The 26,367-nt window shown below is 59.7% G+C and carries 19 protein-coding genes; 9 read left to right on the forward strand and 10 right to left on the reverse strand.

What is annotated here, in order from left to right:
• Positions 1–104: 104 nt before the first annotated feature.
• A complete protein-coding gene (ftnA, locus tag AC6I7A_RS16165) occupies positions 105–611 on the forward strand; it encodes a non-heme ferritin (RefSeq protein ID WP_009087216.1) in 507 nt (168 codons plus the stop codon).
• A gap of 280 nt (positions 612–891) precedes the next feature.
• On the opposite strand, the gene AC6I7A_RS16170 is transcribed toward ftnA, so the two are convergent.
• A complete protein-coding gene (locus AC6I7A_RS16170) occupies positions 892–3,255 on the reverse strand; it encodes a glycoside hydrolase family 31 protein (RefSeq protein ID WP_058958354.1) in 2,364 nt (787 codons plus the stop codon).
• A gap of 10 nt (positions 3,256–3,265) precedes the next feature.
• Positions 3,266–4,576: an MFS transporter gene (locus AC6I7A_RS16175; protein ID WP_058958355.1), complete on the reverse strand. Its 1,311-nt coding sequence runs from the start codon at positions 4,574–4,576 to the stop codon at positions 3,266–3,268.
• A 223-nt stretch (positions 4,577–4,799) separates the two neighbouring features.
• Between AC6I7A_RS16175 and AC6I7A_RS16180 the strand changes: the two genes are divergently transcribed.
• Complete coding sequence (locus AC6I7A_RS16180) at positions 4,800–5,864, forward strand: LacI family DNA-binding transcriptional regulator (RefSeq protein WP_058958356.1); 1,065 nt, start codon at positions 4,800–4,802, stop codon at positions 5,862–5,864.
• Here AC6I7A_RS16180 and AC6I7A_RS16185 read toward each other — a convergent pair.
• Complete coding sequence (locus AC6I7A_RS16185; protein ID WP_498003940.1) at positions 5,861–8,710, reverse strand: EAL domain-containing protein; 2,850 nt, start codon at positions 8,708–8,710, stop codon at positions 5,861–5,863. The two genes, AC6I7A_RS16180 and AC6I7A_RS16185, sit on opposite strands and share 4 nt — an antisense overlap.
• 280 nt (positions 8,711–8,990) lie before the next feature.
• Positions 8,991–9,590 (reverse strand): cupin domain-containing protein, encoded by a 600-nt coding sequence (locus AC6I7A_RS16190; protein WP_009087226.1) that lies wholly within the window; start codon positions 9,588–9,590, stop codon positions 8,991–8,993.
• A 310-nt stretch (positions 9,591–9,900) separates the two neighbouring features.
• Between AC6I7A_RS16190 and AC6I7A_RS16195 the strand changes: the two genes are divergently transcribed.
• On the forward strand, positions 9,901–10,383 hold the full coding sequence (locus tag AC6I7A_RS16195; RefSeq protein WP_009087228.1) for a YlaC family protein: 483 nt from the start codon (positions 9,901–9,903) through the stop codon (positions 10,381–10,383).
• On the opposite strand, the gene AC6I7A_RS16200 is transcribed toward AC6I7A_RS16195, so the two are convergent.
• From AC6I7A_RS16200 to AC6I7A_RS16210, 3 genes are all read right to left on the reverse strand, one after another.
• Entirely contained in the window at positions 10,380–11,783 is a 1,404-nt protein-coding gene (locus AC6I7A_RS16200) for an aminotransferase-like domain-containing protein (RefSeq protein WP_009087230.1), read from the reverse strand. The genes AC6I7A_RS16195 and AC6I7A_RS16200 overlap by 4 nt on opposite strands.
• A 134-nt stretch (positions 11,784–11,917) precedes the next feature.
• Positions 11,918–14,062: a putative bifunctional diguanylate cyclase/phosphodiesterase gene (locus tag AC6I7A_RS16205; RefSeq protein WP_058956420.1), complete on the reverse strand. Its 2,145-nt coding sequence runs from the start codon at positions 14,060–14,062 to the stop codon at positions 11,918–11,920.
• A gap of 144 nt (positions 14,063–14,206) precedes the next feature.
• The gene (locus tag AC6I7A_RS16210) at positions 14,207–16,291 is read right to left on the reverse strand and encodes a putative bifunctional diguanylate cyclase/phosphodiesterase (protein ID WP_058956421.1); all 2,085 of its coding nucleotides are present in this window, start codon (positions 16,289–16,291) and stop codon (positions 14,207–14,209) included.
• Positions 16,292–16,835: 544 nt separating this feature from the next.
• Between AC6I7A_RS16210 and AC6I7A_RS16215 the strand changes: the two genes are divergently transcribed.
• The 5 genes from AC6I7A_RS16215 to AC6I7A_RS16235 are packed head-to-tail and all read left to right on the forward strand — an operon-like array spanning position 16,836 to position 22,105.
• Positions 16,836–17,405 (forward strand): Csu type fimbrial protein, encoded by a 570-nt coding sequence (locus AC6I7A_RS16215; protein WP_009087237.1) that lies wholly within the window; start codon positions 16,836–16,838, stop codon positions 17,403–17,405.
• Between the two features lie 46 nt (positions 17,406–17,451).
• Entirely contained in the window at positions 17,452–17,943 is a 492-nt protein-coding gene (locus tag AC6I7A_RS16220; protein WP_009087239.1) for a Csu type fimbrial protein, read from the forward strand.
• 25 nt (positions 17,944–17,968) lie between these two features.
• Complete coding sequence (locus AC6I7A_RS16225; protein ID WP_058956422.1) at positions 17,969–18,664, forward strand: fimbrial biogenesis chaperone; 696 nt, start codon at positions 17,969–17,971, stop codon at positions 18,662–18,664.
• A gap of 7 nt (positions 18,665–18,671) precedes the next feature.
• The gene (locus AC6I7A_RS16230; RefSeq protein ID WP_058956423.1) at positions 18,672–21,119 is read left to right on the forward strand and encodes a fimbria/pilus outer membrane usher protein; all 2,448 of its coding nucleotides are present in this window, start codon (positions 18,672–18,674) and stop codon (positions 21,117–21,119) included.
• A complete protein-coding gene (locus tag AC6I7A_RS16235; protein ID WP_195910793.1) occupies positions 21,116–22,105 on the forward strand; it encodes a Csu type fimbrial protein in 990 nt (329 codons plus the stop codon). Before AC6I7A_RS16230 ends, AC6I7A_RS16235 begins: the two co-directional genes overlap by 4 nt.
• Here the strand turns inward: AC6I7A_RS16235 and AC6I7A_RS16240 are convergent.
• The 3 genes from AC6I7A_RS16240 to exbB all read right to left on the reverse strand — a co-directional run bounded on the left by AC6I7A_RS16240 (position 22,102) and on the right by exbB (position 24,812).
• Positions 22,102–23,424 carry an MFS transporter gene (locus AC6I7A_RS16240; RefSeq protein ID WP_046102555.1) on the reverse strand — a complete coding sequence of 441 codons (1,323 nt, stop codon included), beginning with the start codon at positions 23,422–23,424 and terminating at the stop codon, positions 22,102–22,104. The two genes, AC6I7A_RS16235 and AC6I7A_RS16240, sit on opposite strands and share 4 nt — an antisense overlap.
• Positions 23,425–23,660: 236 nt before the next feature.
• Positions 23,661–24,083: a TonB system transport protein ExbD gene (gene exbD, locus AC6I7A_RS16245; protein ID WP_009087249.1), complete on the reverse strand. Its 423-nt coding sequence runs from the start codon at positions 24,081–24,083 to the stop codon at positions 23,661–23,663.
• 6 nt (positions 24,084–24,089) lie between these two features.
• Positions 24,090–24,812, reverse strand: a complete 723-nt coding sequence (exbB, locus tag AC6I7A_RS16250; RefSeq protein ID WP_009087251.1) for a tol-pal system-associated acyl-CoA thioesterase — start codon at positions 24,810–24,812, stop codon at positions 24,090–24,092.
• Positions 24,813–25,073: 261 nt separating this feature from the next.
• On the opposite strand from exbB, the gene metC reads away from it, so the two are divergent.
• Positions 25,074–26,264 carry a cystathionine beta-lyase gene (gene metC, locus AC6I7A_RS16255; protein WP_009087253.1) on the forward strand — a complete coding sequence of 397 codons (1,191 nt, stop codon included), beginning with the start codon at positions 25,074–25,076 and terminating at the stop codon, positions 26,262–26,264.
• The last annotated feature ends 103 nt before the right edge of the window (positions 26,265–26,367 follow it).

The following is a 26,367-nucleotide window of genomic DNA, read 5'->3' on the forward strand; positions in this document are numbered from 1 at the left end:
AATTTCCCTGTTTTGCGAAAAAGGCTTCACATTACTAACATATCTGATGCATAATTCGCCGCATCTGCCTGTTTAATTAACATCTTCGTAAAAAGGACTCGGCCATGCTGACTGCTGAAATGACTGGACGTTTAAACGACCAGCTGAACCTGGAATTTTTCTCTGCCAATCTTTATCTGCAAATGAGTGCCTGGTGCTGTGACAAAGGCTTTGAAGGCGCCGCGTCCTTCCTGAAAATGCACTCACGTGAAGAGATGCAGCACATGCAGCGTCTGTTTGACTACCTGAGCGACACCGGCGCAATGCCGGTACTGGGAACCATCGCGGCACCGCCGGTTTCCTTTAACTCACTCAATGAGATTCTGGAGCAGGCGCTGGAGCACGAGCAGCTTATCACCCGTAAAATCAATGAGCTGGCACATGCCGCCATGACCTCACAGGATTACTCCACCTTCAACTTTCTGCAGTGGTATGTTGCCGAGCAGCACGAAGAAGAGAAGCTGTTTAAAACCGTGCTGGATAAACTGGCGCTGGTAAGCAACAGCGGCAACGGTCTCTTCCTGGTCGACAAAGATCTGGGCCGCATGAGCACCGAGAACCACGCAGAGTAATCTCTTTCAGGTCGGTTCCGACTGCTGATACTTCCTTGGTACGCTTTCAGGAAGCCATGATAAAGCTCAGGTAGCAGGGAATACGGTCAGAAGAGGAAAGCGTCCCGCGCCATGGATGGCGCGGGTCGAGCGTGTCATGGATGACGGCTTTTGCGTCTTTCCGATCTGACCGTATTTCCTGCTCAGGCACGATCTCACAGCGAAGCAGGTCCGGTTTTGCTGTTGCCCTTAACGGCCCCGCTTCGGGGCCGGACTTTCCTTCACTGCCACCTCAACACAGCTACTGCAGCCGGTAACTCGCCGCTTTCTCGCCATTCACCCACAGCTCACGATCTTCACCCGCAGGCAGTAACAACGCGATCTCCCGCCAGGCAGGCTGATAATCACCGCGTTTTTCCACCGTCAGATCGATGCGCGTGGCGCTGCTGCACAACGTCCAGCTGAGCCACAGGGCGTTCCCCTGCTGCCAGCCGTGACTCTCACCATCATCGTCAAAGGTTTGCCCCTGCGTTGTTACCCCTTCAGGCGCAGGCCATATCTGCCACTGCCGCACCGTGTCGCGCCGCGCATCGGTCGTGCTTTCACACTCACCCAGCGGAATAACCGCACCGGCCCGCACCAGCAAAGGCAGCCGATCGAGCGGCGCATCCAGTGTGATCGTCTCGCCGCCCGCAAACGCCCTGCCGCTGTGCCAGTCATACCAGCCACCGGTATGACGGGGCAGATAGACCTGACGGCTGCGCGCGCCCTGCTCCACCACGCTGGCGACCAGCAGATCACGACCCAGCATGAAATCATCACACTCCTCATAGGTTCGCGGGTCCTGCTCGTGGTCGAGGAAGGTCGGACGCAGCATCGGCTCATCTTCTGAACTGGCGAGCCAGGCCAGCGTGTAGAGATAAGGCATCAGACGATAGCGCAGCCGGATCGCCTCGCGGATCATCGGCGTCACCTCCGGGTACATCCAGGGTTCGTTCACCGTGTGGTCATCATTCCATGAGTGAATGGTAAAGCGCGGATGCATCACGCCATTCTGAACCCAGCGCACAAACAGCTCGGCATCGGGCTTGTCGCCCGAAAATCCGCCGACATCGTGTCCGACGTTAAACAGCCCTGACAGGCTCATGCCCAGCCCCATGCGGATGTTATAGCGCAGGGTTTGCCAGCTGGTGCGGTTATCCCCGCTCCAGGTTTGCACGTAACGCTGCATCCCGGCGCAGCCGGAACGTGAGATGAGATAGGGACGCTTGTTCGGGGCGAACTGCTGCTGCGCTTCCATGGAGGCGCGCATCATCAGCAGCGGCATTACCGGCCGGATATGCTTGATGGCGATCGGCTGACCAAAGCCGTGACAGCGTGCTTCGCCATCCCACACCTCATATTCGTTATTGTCGTTCCAGGTGGCGTCGATACCCTTTTCCAGCAGCTGTCGGGTGACGTTCTCCTGCCACCAGCGCACCGCCTCCGGATGGGTAAAATCAAGGTGCGAACCCTCATCATCCCAGAACACCGAACGCTCAGGGCGATCCTGCTCAGAGTCCCGAATAAACAGCCCCCGGGCCGCCACTTCCTGATAGCGTGGATGATCCTGCAACAGACAGGGCTTGATGTTAGCCGCCAGCTTCATCCCGGCATCGTGAAACGCCGCGCTCAGGCCGTCGGGATTCGGGACTTTGTCATAGTTCCAGTGGAACACGTAGCGCTTGTTATTGATCGAGGTATAGCCGGAAGAGAGCTGGAACGAGTCGCAGGGGATCTCATGCTCGTGACACAGGCGAATAAAGGATTGCAGCTGCTGCTGCGCATCCGGCGCGTCGGTGTAGTGCATGGTCGAGCCGCTGTAGCCCAGGCTCCACTTCGGCTGAAACAGTGTCCGTCCGGTCAGGCGGACAAAGGCTTTGGTGACGTCGAGCAGCGTCGGGCCCAGCATCATATAGTAATCAAGGTCGCCCGCCTCAGCGCGGTAGCGGCGGTAAGGCAGATGGTAGTTATCCAGTTCGTTACCGAGATCCAGCCAGCTGCTGCTGAGGTTGTCATAAAACAAACCGAAGCTGACGCCATCGCGTTGCGTCAGGGTAAAGGGAATATGTTTATAGAGCGGGTCGGTGCTGGCAGCGTTGTAGCCCATCGCGTCGAGGTTGCGCATCTCAAAGCGACGGTTGACGCGGTTCAGGTCGCCGCTCTTCTCGCCCAGACCGTAAACCCGATCCTGGGGCTGACGACGCTGATAGTGCTCCACCCCATCCCCGTGCGCATTGAGCAGATAGGCGCCGGTGTGACGGTCGGCGGTGAGCGGCTGCCAGCTCTCACCATCAAACTGCTCCCAGCTCAGGCAGAGCGGCTGATGCACCGTAACCCGCAGCCGTGACGTGCTGAGGCGCAACTGCTGGGCATCGTGCTCAACCTGAAAGGGCGGCAGCGTAAAGCCGTCCAGCGCCTCACGATCCCGTCCCTGCCAGGGCACATCCGTGACCGGCGCAATGCTCCAGGTGCGGTCCAGCGCCAGCTCGCCATCGCGCTTCAGCAGAACGCGCATCAGCTTCTCCTCCAGCACGTAAAGCCGCAGGTGATGCCGCTCTTCGACCTTGAGTTCAACAAAGTGGTCAGCCTGCTGATGCAGCGTCCAGTTCTTCAGGGTTTTCATCACGATATCCTTATGGGTTAGCCGGGCGCTGGCGTCGTTCGGCGATCAGCATCACCAGGAAAACGGCACCAATCAGGTCAAAAAAGCCCATCGCCACAAACAGCGGATTAAAGCCGATGGTGTCGGCGGTGACGCCGATAATCAGCGAGAAGATAAAGCTGGCAATCCAGGCGCAGGAGCCGCGCATGCCGTTGACCGTCGCCATCTGACGGCGATCGAAACGCTCTACCACCAGCGCACTGAGCATGCAGGAGATGACCTGATGCCCGAAGCCACCGATGGAGATGAGCGCGATAGCCAGCAGGGGATCTTTCACCAGCGTCATCAGCGCCAGCGAAACCATTAACAGCGCGCCCGTCACCGAACTGGCGACAATCGAGTTGACGCGGGTAAAACCGAACCAGCGCACATAAATGCGGGTGAGATAACCGCTGGCGACGCTGCCAAGGTCAGCTGCGAGAAACGGCAGCCAGGCAAACATCACGATCTGCTTCAGATCCATGCCGCGCTCATTGGCGAGGTAGAGCGGCACCCAGAAGCTCAGCACCGCCCAGGCGGGTTCAGCCAGAAAGGCCGGAATCGCAATACCGTAAAACTTCTTCTCTTTACCAATCACTTTCAGCGCTTTGAAGAACGGCAGCTTCTCGCCGATGGCTTCGTTGTCCTGATTGATAAAGTCGCGCTCCTCAGCAGAAAGGCGCGGATGGCTTTGCGGAGCGTGATAGCCCCACCACCAGAAGAGCACCCACAGCAGCCCCAGGCCGCCCGTCAGCAGGAAGGCGCCCTGCCAGCCAAAGTTGATGTGGGAAACGTAGATAATGGGCGGTGCCAGCATCGCCCCGATGGAGAAGCCGACGCCCGCCCAGCCTGCTGCCACCGGCCGCTCTTTTTTCGGGAACCAGTCACCAATCGCTTTGGCGTTAGCTGGCGTGGCGGCCGCTTCAGACGCCCCCATGACAAAGCGCAGCAGCGCCAGATGCAGCCAGCTTCCGGCCCCGGCGTGCAGCAGACAGGTGACCGACCAGACCAGCGCACAGATCAGGAAGCCCATTTTCAGGCCGATCACATCGATCAGCCAGCCGCAGACCGGCTGAAACAGGGTGTAGGCCAGCTGGAACGCCGCCACCACCCAGGAGTACTGTTCGGTACTCATGTTGAGGCTGGTTTTGAGTTCCGGTGCCAGAATGCCGAGTGAGTTGCGGGTGATGTAGTTAACGGTCACACCCAGCAGGAACATCCCCAGCATCCACCAGCGTAAATTTTTAATCACGCGCACCGTGCGTGAAGCACTGACGGGTTTGGTTGTCGATTCGAGGCTCATAGTGCCACTCCTGATTTCCATTGATAAATCACACCGCCTGCTGGCGTACCGCGTGTCCTTTTAGCGAACTTAGAAAAGTGCGAAACGTGGGTACAGCCTCTTTTTTGCAACTCTTTTCATGGCAGGCTGATTACCGGCAGGAAATGACACTGGAACGCCCATCTGACGCGATTCAGCAGGTTATGAAAAATTTTTCACTGGCAGATTTGAAGGCGATCACAGAATGAAACAAAGGCTGAAAGTAAGCGAAATTGCGGCGCTGAGCGGCGTTTCGATCAGCACGGTGTCACGGGTACTGGCGGGCAAAGCCAATACCCGCCCCGCCACCCGCGACAAGGTGCTGGCCGTGGCGCAGCAGCAGGGTGTGCTGGATAACCTGCACAGCGGTCGCCTGCTGCTGAATAATCTGATGGTCTTCGCGCCGCCGCGTGCCTTCGACGTGCGCAGTGATATCTTCTACTACAAAGTGATTCAGGGGATCAGCCAGGCGGTGGAGCCGCACGAGGTGCGGCTGCGCTACTCTCCGCTGGAAGAGGTGGAGAGTGACGCGGCGCTGTTTATCGACAAGATGCAGCAGACCGAAGCGGCAATCCTGATCGGCATTGATGATGAGCACATTCATCAGCTGGCGGCGGAGATGAACAAACCCTGCGTGCTGATTAACGCCCGCGATCGCCGTATGCGGCTGCCTTCGGTTTCGCCGGATCATCAGCTGATTGGGGAGTTTTCAGCCCGCTACCTGTTTGAGCAGGGGCACCGGCAGATCCTGTCGCTGCACTGCCTGCGCCGCTATACCATGGAGCAGCGGCTGCAGGGCGTGCGTGACGCCTGGCATGCGATGAATCTGCGCTTCGACAGCCGTCAGCATCTGCTGACGCTGAACAGCTTCAGCAGCAATGAAGCGGCGGAACGGCTCGGTGAATATCTGCGCCACTGCCCGGACGTGCTGCGCCCGACCGCCATTCTGGCCAGCGGTGATTACATTGCCGCAGGTGCGGTCAGCGCGCTGGAGCAGGCGGGCCTGCGGGTGCCGCAGGATATTTCGGTCATGAGCATGGATGGCTTTAACCTGGCCGCCATCCACGATATTCCCCTGACCTCAGTGCAGGTGCCGCGTGATGAGCTGGGGGCCGCCGCCGTGAAAGTGCTGCAGGAGATGCGACTTAATCCTGCCACTCCGGCCGGCACCCTGCTGCTGAATGGCCGGCTGGTGGTGCGCGAATCGGTGCGCCGCATCCGCGACAACCTCAGCCATGCGCCGGTTCAGCAGCATGGCCTTTACGACTAACCCAGCGTTTTCAGCCGCAGTTCCGACGGCTGAGGACGCCCGAACAGGAAGCCCTGGAACAGCGTACAGCCCTCATCGCGCAGCTTCATAAACTGCTCATCGCTCTCCACCCCCTCGGCGGTGATCTGGATATCCAGACTGCGACTCATGCCGGTAATGGCCCGGATAATCGCCAGCGCCTCACGGCTGTCCCCCATGTCGTTAATAAAGGATTTGTCGATTTTGATTTTGTCGAACGGGAAGGATCGCAGATAGCTCAGCGACGAATAGCCGGTACCAAAATCATCCAGCGCAATCTGCACGCCCAGCGCCTTGAGATTCTGCAGGGTACGGATATTCCCCAGCGAATCATCCAGCAGCACCGATTCGGTGATCTCCACTTCCAGCCGCGCCGGATCCAGCCCGGATTCCTGCAGTGCGCCCTCCACCACCGGCACCAGCGAGCTGTTTTTAAACTGCAGCGGTGAGAGGTTAACCGACACCGACTGGTTGCCTTCCCAGCTCGCCGCTTCACGACAGGCTTCATAGAGCGCAAACGCGCCCAGCATATGAATCAGGCCGGTCTCTTCCGCAATCGGAATGAAGTCGTTGGGCATGATCAGGCCACGGATGGGATGATGCCAGCGCATCAGCGCTTCATAGCCAATAATGGTGTGGTGGTCGCCATTGGTGATGGGCTGGTAGTAGAGCCGCAGATGCCCGCCGCTGATCGCATCGCGCAGATCATTTTCAATCAGGCGGCGGCTGCGTGCCACGTCGTCCATCTCCAGCGTGAAGTGCTCAAAGCGGTTACGGCCGTTGCGTTTGGCCTCATACAGCGCCATGTCGGCACAGCGCAGCAGCTGTTCCGGCGTGTTGGTGATGGTGGTGCTGAGCGCAATACCGACGCTGAGCCCGACCGAGAGGTTATGACCTTCGATGTTGACCGGCGGACGAATGGCCTCGATCAGCCGCTGCGCGACTACGCTCGCCTCGTCACCGCTGGCAACCGACGGCAGCACGATGGCGAACTCATCGCCGCCGATACGCGCCAGGGTATCCTGATCGCGCAGCACGTTGCGCAGCCGCTTCGCCACACTGCGCAGCAGCTCATCGCCTATCTGGTGGCCCAGCGCATCGTTCACATTCTTGAAATTGTCCAGATCCAGGCAGAGCGCGGCGGTCTGACGCGGCGTCTGACCGGCGTTGCGCAGCGCTTCACTCAGGCGCTGGCGGAACAGGATACGGTTCGGCAGGCTGGTGAGGTTGTCATGGTGCGCCATGTGGTGAATGCGGGCATCTGCGGCGCGCTGGTCGGTCACATCTTCCACCAGCAGCATCAGATAGTTACGCCGTGCATCCTGACCATTAATCGCGGTGGCGCGGGTGTGCAGGATGCGCTCACCGCTGGCGGTCATCAGCAGCTGTTCACGCTCATGCATCCCCTCGCTGCGCAGCGCCACATCCGCCAGATTGTTGAAATAGTCGCTTAACTCAGGCGACATACACTCGTGCGGCCGTTTGTTGACGATCAGCGATTTCGACAGGCCAAACAGCTGCTGGGTACGGTCGTTGACCAGCAGAATCTCGCGGGTAATGGCATCTTCGACAATCACGCAGGAGGGGATGTTGGCGATGATGTTATCCAGAAAGCGGGAGAGCGCCGTTTTCTGGGTACTCTGGGCTTCCGCCAGATCGCGGGCGCGCAGCACCTGCTGCTCCTGCTCACGGCGTTCCGTCCGGTCGCGGGTGATCTTGGCGAAGCCGATCAGCTTGCCGTCATCGTCGTGAATCGCGTCGATCACCACGTGCGCCCAGAAGGCGCTGCCATCTTTGCGGTAGCGCCACCCCTCATCTTCGAAGCGACCGGTCTTCAGCGCAATGCCGAGGTTAGCTTCCGGCGTTCTGTTCAGCCGCTCCTGAGCGCTGTAAAACAGCGAGAAGTGCTGACCCACGACCTCTTCAGCCCGGTAACCTTTGGCGCGCTCGGCACCGGCGTTCCAGTTCACCACCACGCCGTCGATATCCAGCATATAGATGGCGTAATCCGTGACGCCCTCCACCAGCAGCCGGAAGCGTCGCTCCTGCTCGCGCTGCTCATTGCGTACGCGCTGCTGTTCGGTACAGTCGCGGGTGATCTTCGCGTAACCCAGCAGCTTACCCTGATCGTCACGGATCGTGTCGATCACCACGTGCGCCCAGAAGGCGCTGCCATCTTTGCGGTAGCGCCAGCCCTCATCTTCAAACCGGCCGGTGCGATAGGCGATCTGCAGGTTCTGGCTGGGAACGTGATTCAGACGATCCTGCGCGCTGTAGAAACGGGAAAAATGCTGGCCGACAATCTCTTCGGCTACATAGCCTTTGGCGCGCTGGGCGCCGGCGTTCCAGTTCACGACGTTGCCGTCGATATCCAGCATATAGATGGCGTAATCGGTGACGCCCTCCACCAGCAGACGGAAGCGCGCCTCCTGTTCCCGCTCTTTGCGCTGCTGCTCCTGCTGCCGTGTACAGTCGCGGCAGACCACAGCGAAGCCAACCAGCTGCGCCACATCATTGCGGATGGGATAGATCACCACATGCGCCCAGAAGGTGCTGCCATCTTTACGGCAGCGCCAGCCTTCGTAATCATAACGTCCCACGGTGGCGGCAATATCGAGTTCCCGCTGCGGCAGACCGCGACGACGATCCTCTTCGTTGTAAAACACGGCGGCATGCTGACCCATAATTTCTTCTGGCCTGTAACCCAGAACGTTCAGCCCGCCTTCATTCCAGCTGGCGACGGTTCCGTCCGGTTTGAGCATGGCGATCGCGTAGTCGATCACGCTTTGTACCAGCATGCGATAGATGACATCAGAGTTATTATCCATTGTTATTTGCCTGCTGCTCGGTAGCCTGGTCATGGCTTAGGAATGTTCTTAATACATCTGCGGAGACTACAGCGGAAATGGGCTGTGAAGACAAGTGTATTAAGAAGAATAACTAATCTTAACAGGGGAGTTATCGGCAGCGGTGAGCAAATGTTCAATGGTGTCGCGATCGGGGTGAGCGCGCGCGCCTAAGGCGCAGAGCGGGATTCCGGGAAGAGAGGGAAAAGCGCGAGGCGGGCTCGCGCATCGTTATTCAGCAGCGTGTCTGAAGCACCTTCCCTTATGGCTGCGGCTGCATGGCGGCAATCGGCTGCCAGATTTCTGTCAGTGCGCCCTCTTTACCGGTGAAGGGATCCTGGGTCGGCAGAGGCACTTTTTTCACCTGCTCCTGCGCCATTTTCAGTTTCGCTGGCTCATCGCGCAGTGTCTCGGGCGACATCCCGCGTGGATAGGCTCCGACCACCATAAAGTCTTCACTGGCGCTGACCTGCCGGTGGCCGACGCCCGCCGGGATCAGCACCGCATCGCCGGCGCGCAGCGTCACCATCCGGCCACTGTCACCGCCAAACAGCACTTCCGCCCAGCCTTCAGCCACACCCAGCAGCTCATGGGTGTTGGGGTGGTAGTGGGTGTAAGGAAAAATCGGATAGCGCCAGGCGGGTGGCCAGCCGTTTTCTTCGAAGGTTTTCTCAAACCATGCGGCGATCTCCTCCTCTTCCGGCACCACGCGTGGCCAGATAATCAGAGGTAACGGGTTATTCGGCACGCCGCCCGACGGAATGGCGAGCATCAGGTGCTGAGGATTGTCAGACGCCCCGGCCGAAAAGGTGCCAGCGGCAAAAGACATCATCAATAACAGACTGGAGGATGGGGTACGCATGCAGGTTCTCCGCTTTTTTATCAGTGTGGCAAACCTGCGCCATAATGCAATGTGCGCCAGGCGACAGAATTGAGATAATTGACTGATATTGCTGACTAAAGCCAAATGCGGCGTTAACTACAGGGTGTTACCCGCCCTGCACCACCACGGGAAGCGGTTCTGACTGCGGTAAAATGTTGCAAAATGTCAGGCCGCCCGGAGCAGGACTCTGGTCACGGTTCAACTGTTATATAAAAATCGCACAGATCTGTTTCTGATATCCTTGACTGTTATCTGTTCTAATCGCTAGCAGATCACAGAGAGGTAACCAATGGACGCTATTAAACAAATCCTGATTGACGAGATCGCCACGCTTAACCGCGAAGAACGTCGCGACAATTTGCCGCGCTTCAGCCTCTCGTTTCTGAAAAACCATCCCGGCCTCTGGGCGGTGATGTACCTGTGCTATGGCCTGTGCGTTGCGCTGATTTTCACGACCGAGATGCTCGGCTGGCCCGCCTTCTGGTTTGCGACCATCTTTGTCCTGGTGATGAGCCTGCTGATGCTGATGGACATCAACCCGAAATATCGCTTTGAGGATATCGACGCACTCGATCTGCGCGTCTGCTACAACGGTGAATGGTATTACGTTCAGCCGGTGCGCGAGCAGGCCGTTTCGCGGATTCTGTCGCTGCCCGAGACGCCGGAACGGGTGAAGAGCGGCATCCAGCGTCTGCTGTCGCAAAAAGGCGAAGTCGATTTTTATGATGTCTACTACCTGACCTGGGGCCATCAGGAAGCGGCGCGGGTTTAATCTGCCCCGCTTTCCGCCATTAACCGACCCAGCGTTTCGATTGCCGCCTCGGCCCGGCTGTCCCACGGCCAGGCGGTATTCAGCCTGAAGCAGTGACTGAACTGCTCTCCTGCCGAAAATAACTGTCCCGGTGCAATACTGATCCCCTGCGCCAGCGCGCGCTGATAAAGCCGGGTGGTATTGATCCGTTCCGGCAGCGTCACCCAGAGAAAATAACCGCCGAGCGCCTCACTGAGTGTGGCCTGGGGTGGCAGCACCTTCAGGAGCGCCTGGCGCACCATCTGCTGTCGCTTCGCCAGGATCTGCCGCAGGCGCTTCAGGTGGGTGTCATAACGCCGTGTCGCCAGAAAATCCGCCAGTGCCAGCTGCATGGGCGCGCTGGTCGAGAGCGTGCTCATCAGTTGCAGCCGCTGAATGCGCTGCGCATGCTGTCCCGCCGCCACCCAGCCAACGCGAAATCCCGCCACCAGCGATTTTGAAAATGACCCACAGTGCAGCACGTTGCCCTGACGATCCCAGGCTTTGGCCGGCAGCGGCGCGACATCGCCTGTCCAGAGTTCGGCATAGACATCATCTTCAATCATCGGCACCTGATAGCGCGCCAGCAGCGCCACCAGCTGCTGTTTGCGTTCCGGGGTCAGGGTGACGCTGAGCGGATTCTGCAGGGTGGTCATCAGCCAGCAGGCTTTTACCGGCCAGCGCTGCAGCGCCTCCTCCAGCTGAACGAGATCGATGCCCTGTTTTGCATCCACCGGGATCGCCAGCGCTTTCAGCTTGAGCCGCTCAATCGCCTGCAGCGCGCCATAAAAACCGGGATGCTCAATCACCACGTAATCGCCCGGCTCGGTAAGGGATTGCAGGCTGAGATTCAGCGCCTCCAGCGCTCCGCTGGTGATGACAATTTCATCCGGTGACAGCGTGATGCCCTGACGCGCATAGCGCTGCGCCAGCAGCTGTCGCAGCGTGGCGTTACCGGGCGGCAGGTTATGCAGCGCATCGGTTGGCGTGAGGTGATGGGAGACATTCGCCAGCGAGCGCATCAGCTGACGCTGCGGAAACAGCGCGGGGTCGGGAAAGGCGGAGCCAAACGGCACAATCGCCGGATCGCGCGTTGCCTGCAGCACATCAAACACAAAGTCGTTGATATCCACCTGCTCGCTGATCGCCACGCTCATGGGCGCGGGTGCCAGCGCGCGGGGTGCGACGTAGTATCCCGACTGGGGACGGGAGACGATCCAGCCCTGGCTCTCCAGCAGCTCATAGGCGTGCAGCACCGTCATCAGGCTGACGCCCTGCTGCGCCACCTGCTGGCGCAATGAGGGTAAGCGTGTGCCCGGCAGCCAGATGCCGGCCTCTATCTGCTGCTGAATCTCATCCATCAATCGCTGGTATTTCGCCACGGCTCATCTCTCCTTGTCTGACCGCGTGACTTTACCACGCGCGGCGGCCAATGACAGGCGGCATGAACCGCTTATACAGCCCCGTCGCACTGACGTAACGCGCACGGGACGCTTTTTCAGCCCCGACGCGTGCGTCAGACCGCTGCCACCTCTGGCGTCAGCGGCCGATCAACATCCGCAGTCAGGCCCGTGCTGGCCACCGTTTCTTCAGTTTCTGCCGCCACAAAGTCGGTCAGCTCCGGCACCCGCTCCGGCGGAACCGGCTTGCCCAGCAGATAGCCCTGCAGCGTATTGCAGCCCAGGCTGGTCAGAAATGCCTGCTGTTCGGCGGTCTCTACCCCTTCAGCCACCACTTTAAGTTGCAGCGACTGCGCCAGCGCCACGATGGCCGACACGATGGTGGCATCCTCTTTCTGATGCTGCAGCTCGTTCACAAAGGCCCGGTCGATCTTCAGTTCGCTGGCCGGTAATCGCTTCAGATAGAGCAGGCTCGAGTAGCCGGTGCCGAAATCATCAATCGAGGCTTTCACGCCCAGCCGGGTCAGCTCGGTCAGGATACGCACGCTCTCATCGGGATCGCGCATCGCGGTGGTTTCTGTCACCTCCAGGGTCAGCAGCTCGGCCGGGATCTGATGTTTTGCCAGCGCCTCAACCACCGTCTCCACCAGATTCGACTGCTCAAACTGCAACGCCGAGAGGTTAACCGCCACCGACCAGTGCGGGTGCCCCTGCAGATGCCACTGGCGCAGCTGGCGGCAGGCTTCCTGAATCACCCAGTTTCCGATATTGACAATCATCCCGGTCTTTTCCGCCATCGGCAGAAATTTGTCGGGCGACAGCAGGCCGTGCTGCGGATGCTGCCAGCGCAGCAGCGCCTCAAAACCGAGGATCGGACCACGCGGGGCGCAGAATTTTGGCTGGTAGAACAGGCGCAGCTCATCATTATCCAGCGCCTGCCAGAGATCGTTATTCAGCTGCAGCTGACTCTGTGCCTGGATATTCATGGAGGGCTGAAAGAAGGTATAGCCGTTGCGGCCATTATTTTTGGTGTGGTACATCGCCGCATCCGCATTGAACATCAGCTCCCGCTCATCCACTCCGTCGCCGGGATAGACGGCAATTCCGAGACTCAGGGAAACCACCAGTTCATAGCGGGAGATATCAAACGGACGATCCACCGCTTTGACCAGCTTATCGGCGACGGCCGCGGCATCATTGGGATCGTCAATCTCCACCAGCAGCACGAACTCATCGCCGCCAAGCCGCGCCAGCGTGTAGTAGCCGGTCATCTGCTGACTCATTCTCTCGGTTACGCCAACCAGCAGACTGTCACCAATATGGTGACCAAAGGCGTCGTTAACCGCCTTGAAGCCATCCAGATCCATAAACATCAGGGCGAACTGCGTCTGTTCACGGTTCGCTTTGTTGATCGCCTGCTCCAGCCGATCTTCCAGCAGGATGCGGTTTGGCAGCCGTGTCAGGTTATCGTGCAGCGCCAGCTGGGCCAGCTCGCGATTCGCCTCCGCCAGAGAGCTGGCGAGAATCGAGGTGCGCGCCTGCATCCGCGCATCCAGCATGGAGACCAGCAGGGTAATTCCCAGGATAGAGAGGGTGACTACGGTGACCAGAATCGCCAGCCAGTTGCTGTTGACGCCCTGCCCCACCGAATGACTGTGCGCGGGAAACTCGGCGGCCATCATGCCGGTGTAGTGCATGCCTGCAATGGCAAACCCCATCACCACTGCGGCGCCAATCCGCAGCAGCGTGACCCGGCTGGTCTGCCCCTCGCGCAGGTTAAAGGCGAGCCACAGCGCCGCGCCAGAAGCCGCCAGGGCGATGACTACCGACAGTCCTACCCAGCCCCACTGCCAGACGATACCGGGCGAGAACATCAGGGCCGCCATGCCGGTGTAGTGCATCGCCACCACGCCGCTGCCGAGGATCAGCGCGCCGCCCGCCAGCCGCGGCCAGGGCAGATCGCTATGGCAGACCAGCCACAGCGCAAATATCGACGCACACACCGCGATGGCGGCAGAGAGCGCGGTCAGTGAGGCGTTGTAGCTCATCACCATATCCATGTTCATCGACAGCATGCCGATAAAGTGCATCGCCCAGATGCCGATCCCCATGGAAAAACCGCCGCCGAACAGCCAGACCAGCGCGACTTTGCCGGTCGAATGCACCACCCGTCCTGCCATATCCAGCGCGGTAAACGAAGCCAGCATCGCGACCAGAATCGAGACGATAACAATAAAAGAGTCGTATGAGGTCGCTAACATAGTGCATTCCCGCGAAAAGCCGTGCTTGTGGTTAGACAGAGAGTTCTGACAGTGTTTTTTTGTTATCGGCACCGCCCGGCGGTTAATGAGCCGCGCAGGCTGCGTGCTTTCACTTACTCTGATTGCTGAAAACTATCGTGACGTTCAGCCCGAGAGTGACGCCACCGGCTGCCGCCGTGAGGCGAAACGGAACGCGTCAACCCGATCCGCCGGGGTCGGTTTACCCAGCAGATACCCCTGCAGGGCATCAAAGCCTAAGCTGGTGAGTAAATGCTGCTGCTCTTCGGTTTCCACCCCTTCCGCCACCATCCGCAGGTTGAGACTCTGCGCCAGCGTCAGCATGGCGCTGACCACCGTTGCATCTTCACTGCCGGGCCGCAGGCAGTTGATAAAGCTGCGGTCGATTTTGAGTTCGCAGGCATCCAGATCTTTGAGATGCAGCAGGTTGGCATAGCCGATGCCAAAATTATCAATGGCGACGCTGATACCCGCCTGCTGCAGTTCGCGGATGCGCTGCTGGCTGAACAGCGGGTCACGCATGGCTATCGTTTCGGTGATCTCCAGCATCAGCGCGCTGGCTGGCAGCTGGAAGTGCGCCAGCGTCCGGGTCAGCGTGGTCAGCAGATCGCGCTGATGAAACTGCAGGGCGGAGAGGTTCACCGACACCGTCCAGTCACTGTGGCCCTGATTGTGCCAGCTTCTCAGCTGGCGGCAGGTCTCCTCGATCACCCAGTTGCCAAGCGCGACGATCTGGCCGGTCTTTTCGGCGCGCGGCAGAAACAGCTCCGGCGTCAGTAACCCGCGCAGCGGATGCTGCCAGCGCAGCAGCGCCTCGAATCCCAGTAACAGGGTGCCGCCGGAACTGAATTTGGGCTGATAGAACAGGCGCATCTGCTGGCGCTCTATCGCCTCCCACAGATCGTTCGCCAGCTCCAGCTGATGCTGAGTCGCATCGCTCATCGCCGGTTCAAACAGGCACCAGCCATTGCGCCCGTTGTGTTTGGTGTGATACATCGCCGCATCCGCATTAAACAGCAGCTCATGCCGGTTTCGTCCGTGCAGCGGAAAGATTGCAATGCCGGCGCTGAGTGATACGTGCAGCACATAGCGGTCAAGTTCAAAGGGGGTGCTGATCACCTTAACCAGCTTTTGCGCCAGCTGACGGGCTGGCGTGATATCCAGCGCCTCTGCCATCAGCACAAACTCATCGCCGCCCAGACGCACCAGCAGCATCGTGGTCGTGAGCTGGCTGCGCAGCCGCTCCGCGACTGCGACCAGCAGGCGGTCACCGACGTGATGTCCCCAGGTGTCATTCACCGCTTTGAAGCCATCCAGATCCATATAGAACACGGCAAAGCGGCTCTCCTGCAGCATCGCCTGCTTAATCGCCAGATCGAGCTGCTGCTCCAGCATGACCCGGTTCGGCAGCGCGGTCAGGTTGTCGTGCATCGCCAGCTGGCGCAGCTCCTGGTTGGCACGATTGAGCCGCGCCGCCAGCCGTGCCGCGCGCAGCTGAGCATCCAGCATGGAACTCAGCAGCGTGACGCTCAGAATAAGCAGGGTAATCAGCGTTACCCATACCGCCAGCCCCGGATTGCTGAGGCCATGCGGCTGCATGGTGCTGCTCGGGCTGAACCGTGCGGCGGCCATGCCCACGTAGTGCATACCGGCGATGGCGATCCCCATCACCAGGGAAGCCAGACTGCGCATCAGCAGCAGATGCTGCTCCCCCTGGCGCAGATGAAACGCCAGCCACAACGCCAGCGCAGAGGCCACAAAGGCGATCAGCACAGAGAGGGCGACCAGCAGAGGATTCCAGTCAGGTCCCGGTTCAATCAGCAGCGCAGACATGCCGAGATAGTGCATGACCACCACCCCCGCGCCCAGGATCAGACTGCCGCGCAGCAGCCGGAAACGGGTGAGATGTACGCCTCCCACCGTCTGTCCGAAAGCCAGCATGGCGGCCAGAATCGCCACCAGCAGCGAGCCTGCCGTCAGCGGTACGTCATAGCGCATCGTCATCGGCATCATCATCGCCAGCATGCCGATAAAGTGCATGGCCCAGATGCCAATTCCCATGGCGGTGCCGCCGACCAGCAGCCAGAATCGGGCAGGCCAGCCCTGGGAGACCGCCACACGTCCGGCGGTATCCAGGGCTGTAAAAGAGGCAACAAACGCCACGATCAGCGAAATGCCGATCAGGACGTTATCCCAGGTGATATGCAGCATGTGCCACTCCTCACCACCCGTGCTGAACGGGTGCTGTGTAAAGTCTGATAAGTCATCTGAAAACCCCCGCGGGGGTGAAAGTTATTTAATGCCGGTATTTCGCCAGGGATTATTTCCGGCAAAACCCGCCCGCCAGCGCAGGAGAACGATGCGCAGCATCCTGTTCCCGCATCCGCTAAGCGAGCCGGTTAATCGTTATTATGTCTGATTGATACAGCAACATATTACCGAAGCGGAAAGCCTGTACGCGAGGAAAAAAACAGGAATTTCTGCTTTCCCGTTACGCTTACACACCTTGCTATTACTGGGTTATCGGCTGAAGTGACCATTAGATTAGTGAAAAATAATCAGGAGCACTTCGCCAGACGCGTTAACTGTTCTATAGTAAGTAAAACTGATATAAATCAGCACCCTTAAGTCTAAGATTTTTCTTAAGACAGCCCCGTTGCGGGCACTGCTTTATTTATTTCTTATTTTTGGGCCAAATCGTTAATTAATACCAGGTGAAAAAGCACTGACTCCTGATAATCCGTAAGGAAATATTATGAAACTCAAGCTTTTTCTGTGTGCTGCTGCGGGATTAACGCTGTCACTTCCGACCTTAACCCAGGCGGCAACCACCTCCGGGACCATCAATGCCACCCTCACGCTGACCACCGGTTGCCTGGTCAACGGTCAGTCCGCCACGGCAGGTGTTAACTTCGGTACGCTGAACTTTGGTAGCAGCGCCGCCACCTTTGATACGCTGAACGCCACCCTGGTGGGCGCCGCCGGTAACGGCATCTACGTGCGCTGCACCACCGGTCAGGACTATAACGTGGTGGTGACCAGCAGCAACGCGGCGCCAGCGACTATCTATGGCACCGCCTCTGCGTCACCGCGCTATTTGCTGCTGGGATCGGACAATGCGCAGGGCATCGCCTATACCCTCTACAGCGATGCCTCCTTCACTACCGCGATCGCCAACAATACGCCGATTGCCGCCAGCGGCACCAACGATCCGACGCTGGGCACCAACTACGCCATCTATGGCCGGGTGGTCGGCGGCGGCTTTAACCCGCTGATTCCGGCCGGAACCTACACCGATACCATTAACGTCGCCGTGAATTATTAACTGCAGCCGCAGGTCAATGAGGGTGGTTCTCTGGCGATCCTGCCTGATGATCGCACGTGCTTTGCCTCTGCTGACAGGGAGCGTCAGCGCCTGGGGGCTGCCCACCAGCACCTTTCAGGTCTCCGCATCGATCGTGGCAGGCTGCGTGATATCCGGTACCAATACCGGCGTTTTCGGCACGCTCAATTTCGGCACGCAGTCTGGCGTGGCGACAGCGACCGTCAACGCCAGCTTTCTGCAGAGCACGACCATCAATCTCGCCTGCACACCCGGCACCACGCTGAGCATGAGCATCAATCAGGGCAATAACTACACCACCACCCGCAACCTGAAGCTGCCCAATTTCAGCAATACCGTTCCCTATACGCTCTTTAGCAATGCCAGCCGCACCACGGTGATCCCGGTCAACCAGGCCGTGCCGCTGAGCTACAGCAATGCCGGTAACATTACGCTGCCGATTTATGGCCAGCTGCAACTTCCCGGCACCGCGCGCGCCGGCGTTTATACCGACACGCTGACCGTCACCCTGAGCTGGTGAGGCGATAAAAAACAAGGATATGATCATGAAGTCACTGTGCGCTCTGCTGCTGCTGAGCCCCACCCTGCTCTCTCCGGCCTTCGCCGCTAACTCGGTGATGATCTGGCCCATCGATCCCGCCATTAATCCTGACGAGAAAGCCAGCGAACTCTGGCTGGAAAATCGCGGTAACAGCACCACGCTGATGCAGATCCGCGTCTTCAGCTGGCAGCAGGTCAGCGGCCAGGAGCAGTATCAGACTCAGCAGCAGGTGGTGGCCAGCCCGCCGATGGTGCGGATGGAGCCGGGCCAGAAGCAGCTGGTCAGGCTGATTAAACAGACGCCGCCTGCGGCCGGTAAAGAGCTGGCCTATCGGGTGGTGCTGGATGAGATCCCGGCGCCGCGCAATCCCGGTGAGAATCAGGCCGGGCTGACGTTTCAGATGCGCTATTCCGTGCCGTTGTTTGTCTATGGCACCGGGCTGAACACCGACAGCGCCCGGCCGGTGCTGCGCTGGCAGCAGGTCAGCGACGGCGGCAAGCGCTGGCTTCAGCTGACTAACAGCGGCAGCGGCCACGCCCGGCTGAGCAATGTCACGATTGGCGGTCGCCAGCTGGGGGAAGGATTGTATGGCTATGTGCTGGCGGACAGCATGCATCGCTGGCCGCTCACCTCCCCGGTCAGCGGCGAGCTGAGCGCTGAGGTCAACAAGCGCCCGTGGCGCAGCGCGGCTCAGAAGTAAGTGCTGAATGAAACGCTACCCGCTTCATCCCTGTGCGCTGGCGGTTGCCAGCCTCTGCTACGCCTGCTCGCCGGATAGCGTGCTGGCGGAGACTTACTCCTCCCTGCCACCGCCGCCGAGCCTGCAGTCCCGCGACAGCGGCCAGCAATATATGCTGGAGCTGGTGGTGAATCAGCAGGCAGAGGGCAATATCGTACCGGCAGAGCAGCGCGACGGTCACTTCTGGCTGCGCAGCGGCGATCTGCAGCGTGCCGGTCTGCCGCGGGAAAAGCTGGGCCAGCAGCCGCAGGTCGATGTCAGCAGCCTGCCTCTGGTCAGGGTGGACTATGATGCTGCGCGGCAGCGGCTGCTGCTGACCGTGCCGCCAGAGTGGCTGCCCGGCCAGGTGATCGGCGAGGCGAAAAACGGGCCGCGCTATCCGGGACGGACCAGCAGCGGCGCGCTGCTTAACTACGATCTTTACGCCAGCCGCACCGACAACAGCGGCACCCGCCTCTCCGCCTGGAATGAGCTGCGGCTGTTCGGGGAGGCCGGGCACCTCTCCAGCAACGGCGTCTGGCAGCAGCAGCTGGAAGGCAGTTCCTCTTATCAGGATGATGGCTACATCCGCTACGACACCTGGTGGAGCAACGAAGATGAAAATGCGGCGGTGAGCTGGCGGGTCGGGGATCTGGTCAGCGACTCGCTCGCCTGGGGCAGCAGCGTGCGGCTCGGCGGCATCCGCATCGGTCGCGACTTCAGCATCCGGCCCGATCTGGTCACCTACCCGCTGCCCGCCTTTTCCGGCCAGGCCGCCGTCCCCTCCACTGTGGATCTGTTTATTAATGGCTATCGCTCCAGCCAGGCGAACGTGCAGCCTGGCCCCTGGTCGCTGACCAATGTCCCGTTCGTCAACGGCGCGGGTGATGCAGTGATCACCACCACCGATGCAACAGGCCGTCGCGTCACCACGACCATGCCCTTTTACGTCTCCAGTAACCTGCTGAAAGCGGGACTGTCGGATTACGCCTTTTCCGCCGGGGCGATCCGCGAGAACTACGGTATTAAAAATTTCGATTACGGACAGGCCGCCGCCAGCGGCGCGTATCGTTATGGCATGACCGACTGGCTGACGCTGGAGAGCCAGGCCGAAGGCAGCGAAAACCTGGCAATGGGCGGGCTGGGCGGCCAGCTGCGCGTCGGCAGCTGGGGGGTGGTAAACGGCGCGGTGGCGCAGAGTCAGCTGGATGGCGAGCGCGGCGGGCAGTACAGCTGGGGTTATCAGTACAACAACCGCTGGTTCAATTTCGGCACGCAGCAGACCCGGCGCAGCCGCGACTTTGGCAACCTGGCGCTGGTCGGCAGCCGTGCCGGAAGTCAGGCAGATAGCCGCTTCGCGCTGTCGCGCCGCAGTGCGCAGTACAGCGCCAGCGTCTCACTGAACCGTTTTGGCAGCGTCGGCGCAGCCTTTATCGATATTACCGACGGTCAGGGCGACCGCACCCGCCTGTGGAATCTCTCCTGGAGTAAAAACCTGTGGGGCAACAGCAGCCTCTACGTCTCCGCCAGTCGCGATCAGCAGGAGAAGAGCTGGACCGGCGCGATCTCACTGGTGATCCCCTTTGGCGAACAGGGCAGTGCCGCGATCAGCACCGAACGCGACCGGCGCGGCCGCAACAGCCAGCGCATCTACGCCTCACGCGCCATGCCCAGCGACGGCGGATTCGCCTGGGATGCCTCCTGGGCGAATCAGAGCGGTGACAGCGGCGATTACCGTCAGGGCAGCCTGCGCTACCGCAACAACCAGGTTGACGCCTCGGGAGGCTTTTATGGCGACGACGACAACCTCACGCAGTGGGCCGATCTCTCCGGCGCGCTGGTGCTGATGGACAACAGCGTCTTTGCCGCCAACGCCATCAACGACGCCTTTGTGCTGGTGAAAACCCGCTACCCCGACGTCAACGTCCGCTACGAGAATCAGTCGATGGGACGAACCAACCAGCAGGGCTATCTGCTGGTGCCCACCATCAGCAGCTACTACCCGGCTAAATATGATATCGACACCCTGGATCTGCCCGCCGATATGACCACGCCGCAGGTTGAGCAGCGCGTTGCCGTCCGGCGTCAGAGTGGCTATCTGCTCAACTTCCCGGTGGAGAAGCTGCGATCGGCCAGCGTGATTCTGGTCGATGCGCAGGGCCAGCCACTGCCGGTCTCAAGCCAGGTCGTGCGGCCCGATCATCCTACAGAGTATGTGGGCTGGGATGGGATTGTCTGGATGGAGGCGCTGACGGTCAGCAATCCGATCGCGGTGGTCACGCCCGACGGCCGCCGCTGTGAAACCGAACTGCACATCGCCAGCGGTCAGCCGCAGGCGCTGAAAACCTATGGCCCGCTGACCTGTCCGCTGCCTGCACCGGCCACAGGCAGCGCCGCCACGCCCGCTGATACTTTCTCTTCCGGAGCGCGACCATGATAAAAACTCTGCTGAAATGGCTGATCCCTGCGGGCCTGCTGCTCTGTCTGCCATCGCTGGGTTATGCTGCCTGTACCCTTCCCGCCTCCACCGCCAGCTTCGGCTCCCTCACGACATTTGTGGCGAATACCACCGTGAACGCCACCACCACAAACGCCAACGTCAACTGTGGCTCGGGCAGCGCGCTCTCGCTGCTGGGTAATAACCAGATTACGTTTCAGCTGACCGGCGCGACGAATGTCAGCGGCACGCGCGGCACCCTGAAACGCAGCGGTGACACCGGCAGCGATAATGTGCCGGTGCGGCTCTGCACCGACAGCGCCTGCGCCAGTGAACTGACGATTGGCGGCGCGGCCTACGTCTATGGGTCACAGACGCTGGTCAATCTGGCGGGGTTACTGGGCAGCCTCAACTTCGCTATCCCGGTTTACCTGCGCACCGTTCCCGGTCAGGTGGTGGCCGCCGGCACCTATCAGGTGACGCTGAACATGGCCGTGACGTATCGCGTCTGTACCAGTGTCAGCGTGGGAAACGTCTGCTTAAGCGAACAGAATGGCAGTGGCGTGATCCCGATAACCGTGACCGCCACGCTCACCAATGACTGCACCACCATTACCTCGCCCAACATCAGCTTCGGCAGCGCGCCGCTGGTCGGCAGCTTCTCTGCGGTGTCGCAGACCATCAATGTGCTGTGCAGCAAAGGCAGCACCTATACGGTCGGCCTGAGTAATGGCAGCTATCCCGTGAGCAGCGTGAGAAATATGGCGAGCGGAACGAATCGTCTGAGCTATGAGATCTACAAAGGCACGACCAGCAATCGCTGGGGACCCTCAGGGACGGAGCGCTGGAGCAGCACGACCTCGACCACAGTCTCTGCGGATGGACTGACGCGCGGCTTTAACTACACCGCGCGCATCCTGACGACGCAGGCCACGCCGCCCGCCGGAAACTACAGCGACAGCGTGGTGGTCGATTTAGCCTTTTAGAGCGAGGCGCTGACCGGCGTACCGCTGTGGCGCAGTTGATACTGCTTCACCATCCGGCCTATCAGCAGGGTGCCGATCAGCCCGCAGATGGCCGCAAAGGTCAGCCAGACGCCCGGCATCGCCTTGTCGCCGGTGGCGTGGATCAGGTAGCTGGAGATGGCAGGGGTAAAGCCGCCAAACAGCGCCGTCGCCAGGCTGTACGCCATGGAGAAACCGGCCGCGCGCACTTCAGCAGGCATGATTTCTGCCAGATAGACCACCATCGCCCCGTTGTAGCTGGCATAGAGAAACGACAGCCACAGCTCTGCTTCCAGCAGATGGGCGAAGCTGGCTGAACCGACCAGCCAGTGCAGCACCGGCCAGGTGGTGACAATCATCAGCAGGGTACAGGCGATCAGCAGCGGACGACGCCCGATGCGGTCCGACAGCGCGCCCATCAGCGGCAGCCAGAAGAGATTGGAGACGCCGACGCAGAGCGTCACCATGAACGCCTGCTTATCACTCATCATCAGCACGGTTTTGCCAAAGGTCGGGGTAAAGGCGGTGATCATGTAGAACATCACCGTGGTAGTGACCACCATCAGCATCCCCGCCAGCACCAGCGCCCAGTTGCTGGCGACCGAGCGCATGATCTCCGTCATGCGCGGATGATGCTTGCGTTTGCTGAACGCTTCGGTCTCTTCCAGCGTGCGACGGATATAAAACAGGAACGGCACAATCAGACAGCCCACCACAAACGGGATACGCCAGCCCCACTCCGTCACCGCCTCTTTCGCCAGCAGATGGTTCAGCATCAGACCCAGCAGGGCGGCGAAGATCACCGCAATCTGCTGACTGCCCGACTGCCAGCTGACGAAAAAGCCTTTGCGCCCTTTCGGCGCCACTTCGGCCAGGTAGACCGACACGCCCCCCAGCTCAACGCCCGCGGAGAAGCCCTGCAGCAGGCGTCCCAGCAGGATCAGAATCGGCGCCGCAGCGCCCAGCGTGGCGTAACCCGGCACCAGCGCGATAGTCAGGGTGCCAATCGCCATCAGGCCCAGCGTCAGCAGCAGGCCTTTGCGGCGACCATGATGGTCGATGTACGCGCCCAGAATAATCGCCCCCAGCGGGCGCATCAGAAAGCCTGCGCCAAAGGTCATCAGGGTCAGCATCAGGGAAGCGAACGGGTCATCGCCGGGGAAGAAGGTTTTAGCAATGGCCGTGGCGTAGTAGCCAAAGACCATGAAATCGTACATCTCCAGGAAGTTACCACTGGTGACGTTGAAGATGGTTCGGGCGGCGCTTTTCGGGGGCTTTTGTAAAGACGGGGCGTGACTCATAACGGCTTCCTGTTGTTTTTTAGCCGTTTTAGCCTGCCTGCCGCGAGAATAATGTGACCTGGCTCACCATTGCACTTTACAATTCTATGTACATAAGTAACAACAAATTAACAATACGGACCAGCCAGCATAAGTGATCGGTGTCACGGCGGATCAGCCAGATATCATCTGGTCAGCAGAGGGCCATAAAAAAAGGCGACTGCCTCAGTCGCCTCTTTGTCGTGCCGGATAACCTGCTATTTCTTCACGGTTTCCATGCCCATCAGACCAATTTTCAGATAGCCCGCCGTGCGCAGCTTATCCATCACGCTCATCAGCGTTTCATAATCGACCGACTTGTCGGCCTGGAAGAAAATGGTGGTCTCTTTATTGCCCTGGGTCTGGCTGGTCAGCACATTCACCAGTGAATCCGGCGTCACCGCGTCGTTACCGACGTAAAGCTGCTTATCCGCTTTAATCGACAGGTAAACCGGTTTTTCCGGACGCGGCTGCGGCGCGCTGGTAGAGGCGGGCAGATTGACGCGCACGTCGACCGTGGCCAGTGGCGCGGCCACCATAAAGATGATCAGCAGCACCAGCATGACGTCGATAAACGGCGTCACGTTGATCTCATGCATTTCACCATCGGTTTGCAGATCGTCGTTTAATCGCATTGCCATAAGAACTTACCCTAAGCGCAGTTTCTGAGCCGCTGCAGGACGCGGAACCTCAGTCGCCACGGTGCCCAGGTCGATGTCACGGCTCTGCAGCAGCATCACCTGCGCAGCGACATCACCCAGCGAGGCTTTGTAGTTGGCGATCATGCGGGCAAAAACGTTGTAGATCACCACCGCCGGGATCGCCGCGACCAGGCCAATCGCGGTCGCCAGCAGCGCTTCGGCGATACCCGGTGCCACCACCGCCAGATTGGTGGTCTGGGTTTTGGCGATACCGATAAAGCTGTTCATGATGCCCCAGACGGTGCCGAACAGACCGATAAAGGGCGCGACAGAACCGATGGTCGCGAGGAAGCCATTTCCGCGTCCGGCGTGGCGGCTGAACGCAGCAACGCGGCGCTCCAGGCGGAAGCTGGTGCGATCTTTAATGCCGTTGGTATCTTCCACACCTGCCGACAGCGTCAGTTCATTCTGCGCATCGTTCAGCAGTACGACGCTGTGACTGTGATCGGTAAACGACTGGGCAATGCGGGCGGCGTCATTCAGACTGCGCGCTTCGCCCAGCGCCAGCTGCTCGCGCTTCAGGCGGCGCTTCGCGGCGCTGAGTTCGGCATATTTGCCAAAGAATATCGCCCAGGTCACTACGGAGGCCAACAACAGGCCAATCATGACCACCTTTACCACGATATCGGCATGCTGATACATGCCCCAAACGGAGAGGTCCGTTTGCATCAAATCACTGGCTACCACGCTGCTTCTCCAACTTCATATACAGGGATGCGGGACAAGCGCGAATAATAGCAAAATAATGGCGAATTGATAGTAGTTCTCATTACTATTTACAAACTCTGACCGCCCGCTTTGCCGTGACCCGCGCGGCTTTCAACCCGCTTTTTATCCTGCTCTCTGTTCTGATAATCGCCATTGAGTCTCAACCCTGCTGGCCGTTTCGTGGTAACGTGAGAGCTTAGTCAGAAGCGGCAAGGGCGACTCATGACCACCAGAAAAATTGATACCACGCTCGTCAGTGCAGGACGCAGCAAGCGTTATACCCAGGGTTCGGTGAACAGCGTGATTCAGCGCGCTTCCTCGCTGGTTTTTGATACGGTCGCGGAGAAAAAACGCGCGACCGCAGGACGGGCAAAAGGTGAACTCTTTTATGGCCGTCGTGGCACCCTGACGCACTTCGCGCTGCAGGATGCGATGACAGAGCTGGAAGGCGGCGCGGGCTGCGTGCTCTACCCCTGCGGTGCGGCAGCGGTGGCGAATGCGATTCTGGCCTTCGTCGAAGCGGGCGATCATCTCCTGATGAGCGGCGCGGTCTATGAACCGACGCAGGATTTCTGCACCAGAATTCTGGCGAAGATGAATGTCTCGACCAGCTGGTTCGATCACAGCATCGGCAGCGAAATCGGTGCGCTGGTCCAGCCCAACACCCGCGTCGTGTTTCTGGAGTCCCCCGCCTCAATTACCATGGAAGTGCAGGATATTCCGGCGATTGTGGCGGCGGTGCGCGCCATCGCGCCCGAGGCGATCATCATGCTCGATAACACCTGGGCAGCCGGTATCCTGTTTGATGCGCTGGCGCACGGCGTCGATATCTCGATTCAGGCTGGGACCAAATATCTGATTGGACACAGCGATGCGATGATCGGCACGGCGGTCGCCAATGCGCGCTGCATCGATCAGCTGCGCGAAAACTCCTATCTGATGGGCCAGATGGTCGATGCCGATACCGCCTATATGGCGAGCCGCGGCCTGCGCACTCTGGGCACCCGTCTGCGTCAGCATGAAGAGAGCGCCCTGCAGGTTGCGGAGTGGCTGGCAGCACGGCCCGAGGTGGCCCGCGTCAACCATCCTGCGCTGGCGCAGAGCAAAGGCCATACGTTCTGGCAGCGCGACTTTAACGGCAGCAGCGGCCTCTTCTCATTCATTCTGCAGGAAAAATTGAGCGCCCCGCAGCTGGCGGAATATCTCGATCACTTCCATCATTTCAGCATGGCTTACTCCTGGGGCGGCTATGAATCGCTGATCCTGGCCAATCAGCCTGAAGAACTGGCCGCGATTCGTCCGGCGGGCGGCGTGGATTTTACCGGTACGCTGGTCAGGCTGCACATCGGTCTGGAGCATGTGGATGACCTGATCGCCGATCTGGAGGCCGGTTTTGCGCGTCTGACGCGCTGAGCAAAGAAAAAAGTAAACAGAAGATAAACCGGGTCGCGGCTGACCAGTGAGTTTGCCGGGCTATGACGGATTTGTTGTTAACATTTATCCCGTATCGTTCAGC

The sequence above is a fragment of the Type-F symbiont of Plautia stali genome (assembly GCF_059731105.1).

Coding starts and splice junctions, on each gene's coding strand:
- ftnA (WP_009087216.1), top strand. CDS start 105: ATGCTGACTGCTGAAATGACTGGACGTTTAAACGACCAGCTGAACCTG.
- AC6I7A_RS16170 (WP_058958354.1), bottom strand. CDS start 3,255: ATGAAAACCCTGAAGAACTGGACGCTGCATCAGCAGGCTGACCACTTT.
- AC6I7A_RS16175 (WP_058958355.1), bottom strand. CDS start 4,576: ATGAGCCTCGAATCGACAACCAAACCCGTCAGTGCTTCACGCACGGTG.
- AC6I7A_RS16180 (WP_058958356.1), top strand. CDS start 4,800: ATGAAACAAAGGCTGAAAGTAAGCGAAATTGCGGCGCTGAGCGGCGTT.
- AC6I7A_RS16185 (WP_498003940.1), bottom strand. CDS start 8,710: ATGGATAATAACTCTGATGTCATCTATCGCATGCTGGTACAAAGCGTG.
- AC6I7A_RS16190 (WP_009087226.1), bottom strand. CDS start 9,590: ATGCGTACCCCATCCTCCAGTCTGTTATTGATGATGTCTTTTGCCGCT.
- AC6I7A_RS16195 (WP_009087228.1), top strand. CDS start 9,901: ATGGACGCTATTAAACAAATCCTGATTGACGAGATCGCCACGCTTAAC.
- AC6I7A_RS16205 (WP_058956420.1), bottom strand. CDS start 14,062: ATGTTAGCGACCTCATACGACTCTTTTATTGTTATCGTCTCGATTCTG.
- AC6I7A_RS16210 (WP_058956421.1), bottom strand. CDS start 16,291: ATGCTGCATATCACCTGGGATAACGTCCTGATCGGCATTTCGCTGATC.
- AC6I7A_RS16215 (WP_009087237.1), top strand. CDS start 16,836: ATGAAACTCAAGCTTTTTCTGTGTGCTGCTGCGGGATTAACGCTGTCA.
- AC6I7A_RS16220 (WP_009087239.1), top strand. CDS start 17,452: ATGATCGCACGTGCTTTGCCTCTGCTGACAGGGAGCGTCAGCGCCTGG.
- AC6I7A_RS16225 (WP_058956422.1), top strand. CDS start 17,969: ATGAAGTCACTGTGCGCTCTGCTGCTGCTGAGCCCCACCCTGCTCTCT.
- AC6I7A_RS16230 (WP_058956423.1), top strand. CDS start 18,672: ATGAAACGCTACCCGCTTCATCCCTGTGCGCTGGCGGTTGCCAGCCTC.
- AC6I7A_RS16235 (WP_195910793.1), top strand. CDS start 21,116: ATGATAAAAACTCTGCTGAAATGGCTGATCCCTGCGGGCCTGCTGCTC.
- AC6I7A_RS16240 (WP_046102555.1), bottom strand. CDS start 23,424: ATGAGTCACGCCCCGTCTTTACAAAAGCCCCCGAAAAGCGCCGCCCGA.
- exbD (WP_009087249.1), bottom strand. CDS start 24,083: ATGGCAATGCGATTAAACGACGATCTGCAAACCGATGGTGAAATGCAT.
- exbB (WP_009087251.1), bottom strand. CDS start 24,812: ATGCAAACGGACCTCTCCGTTTGGGGCATGTATCAGCATGCCGATATC.
- metC (WP_009087253.1), top strand. CDS start 25,074: ATGACCACCAGAAAAATTGATACCACGCTCGTCAGTGCAGGACGCAGC.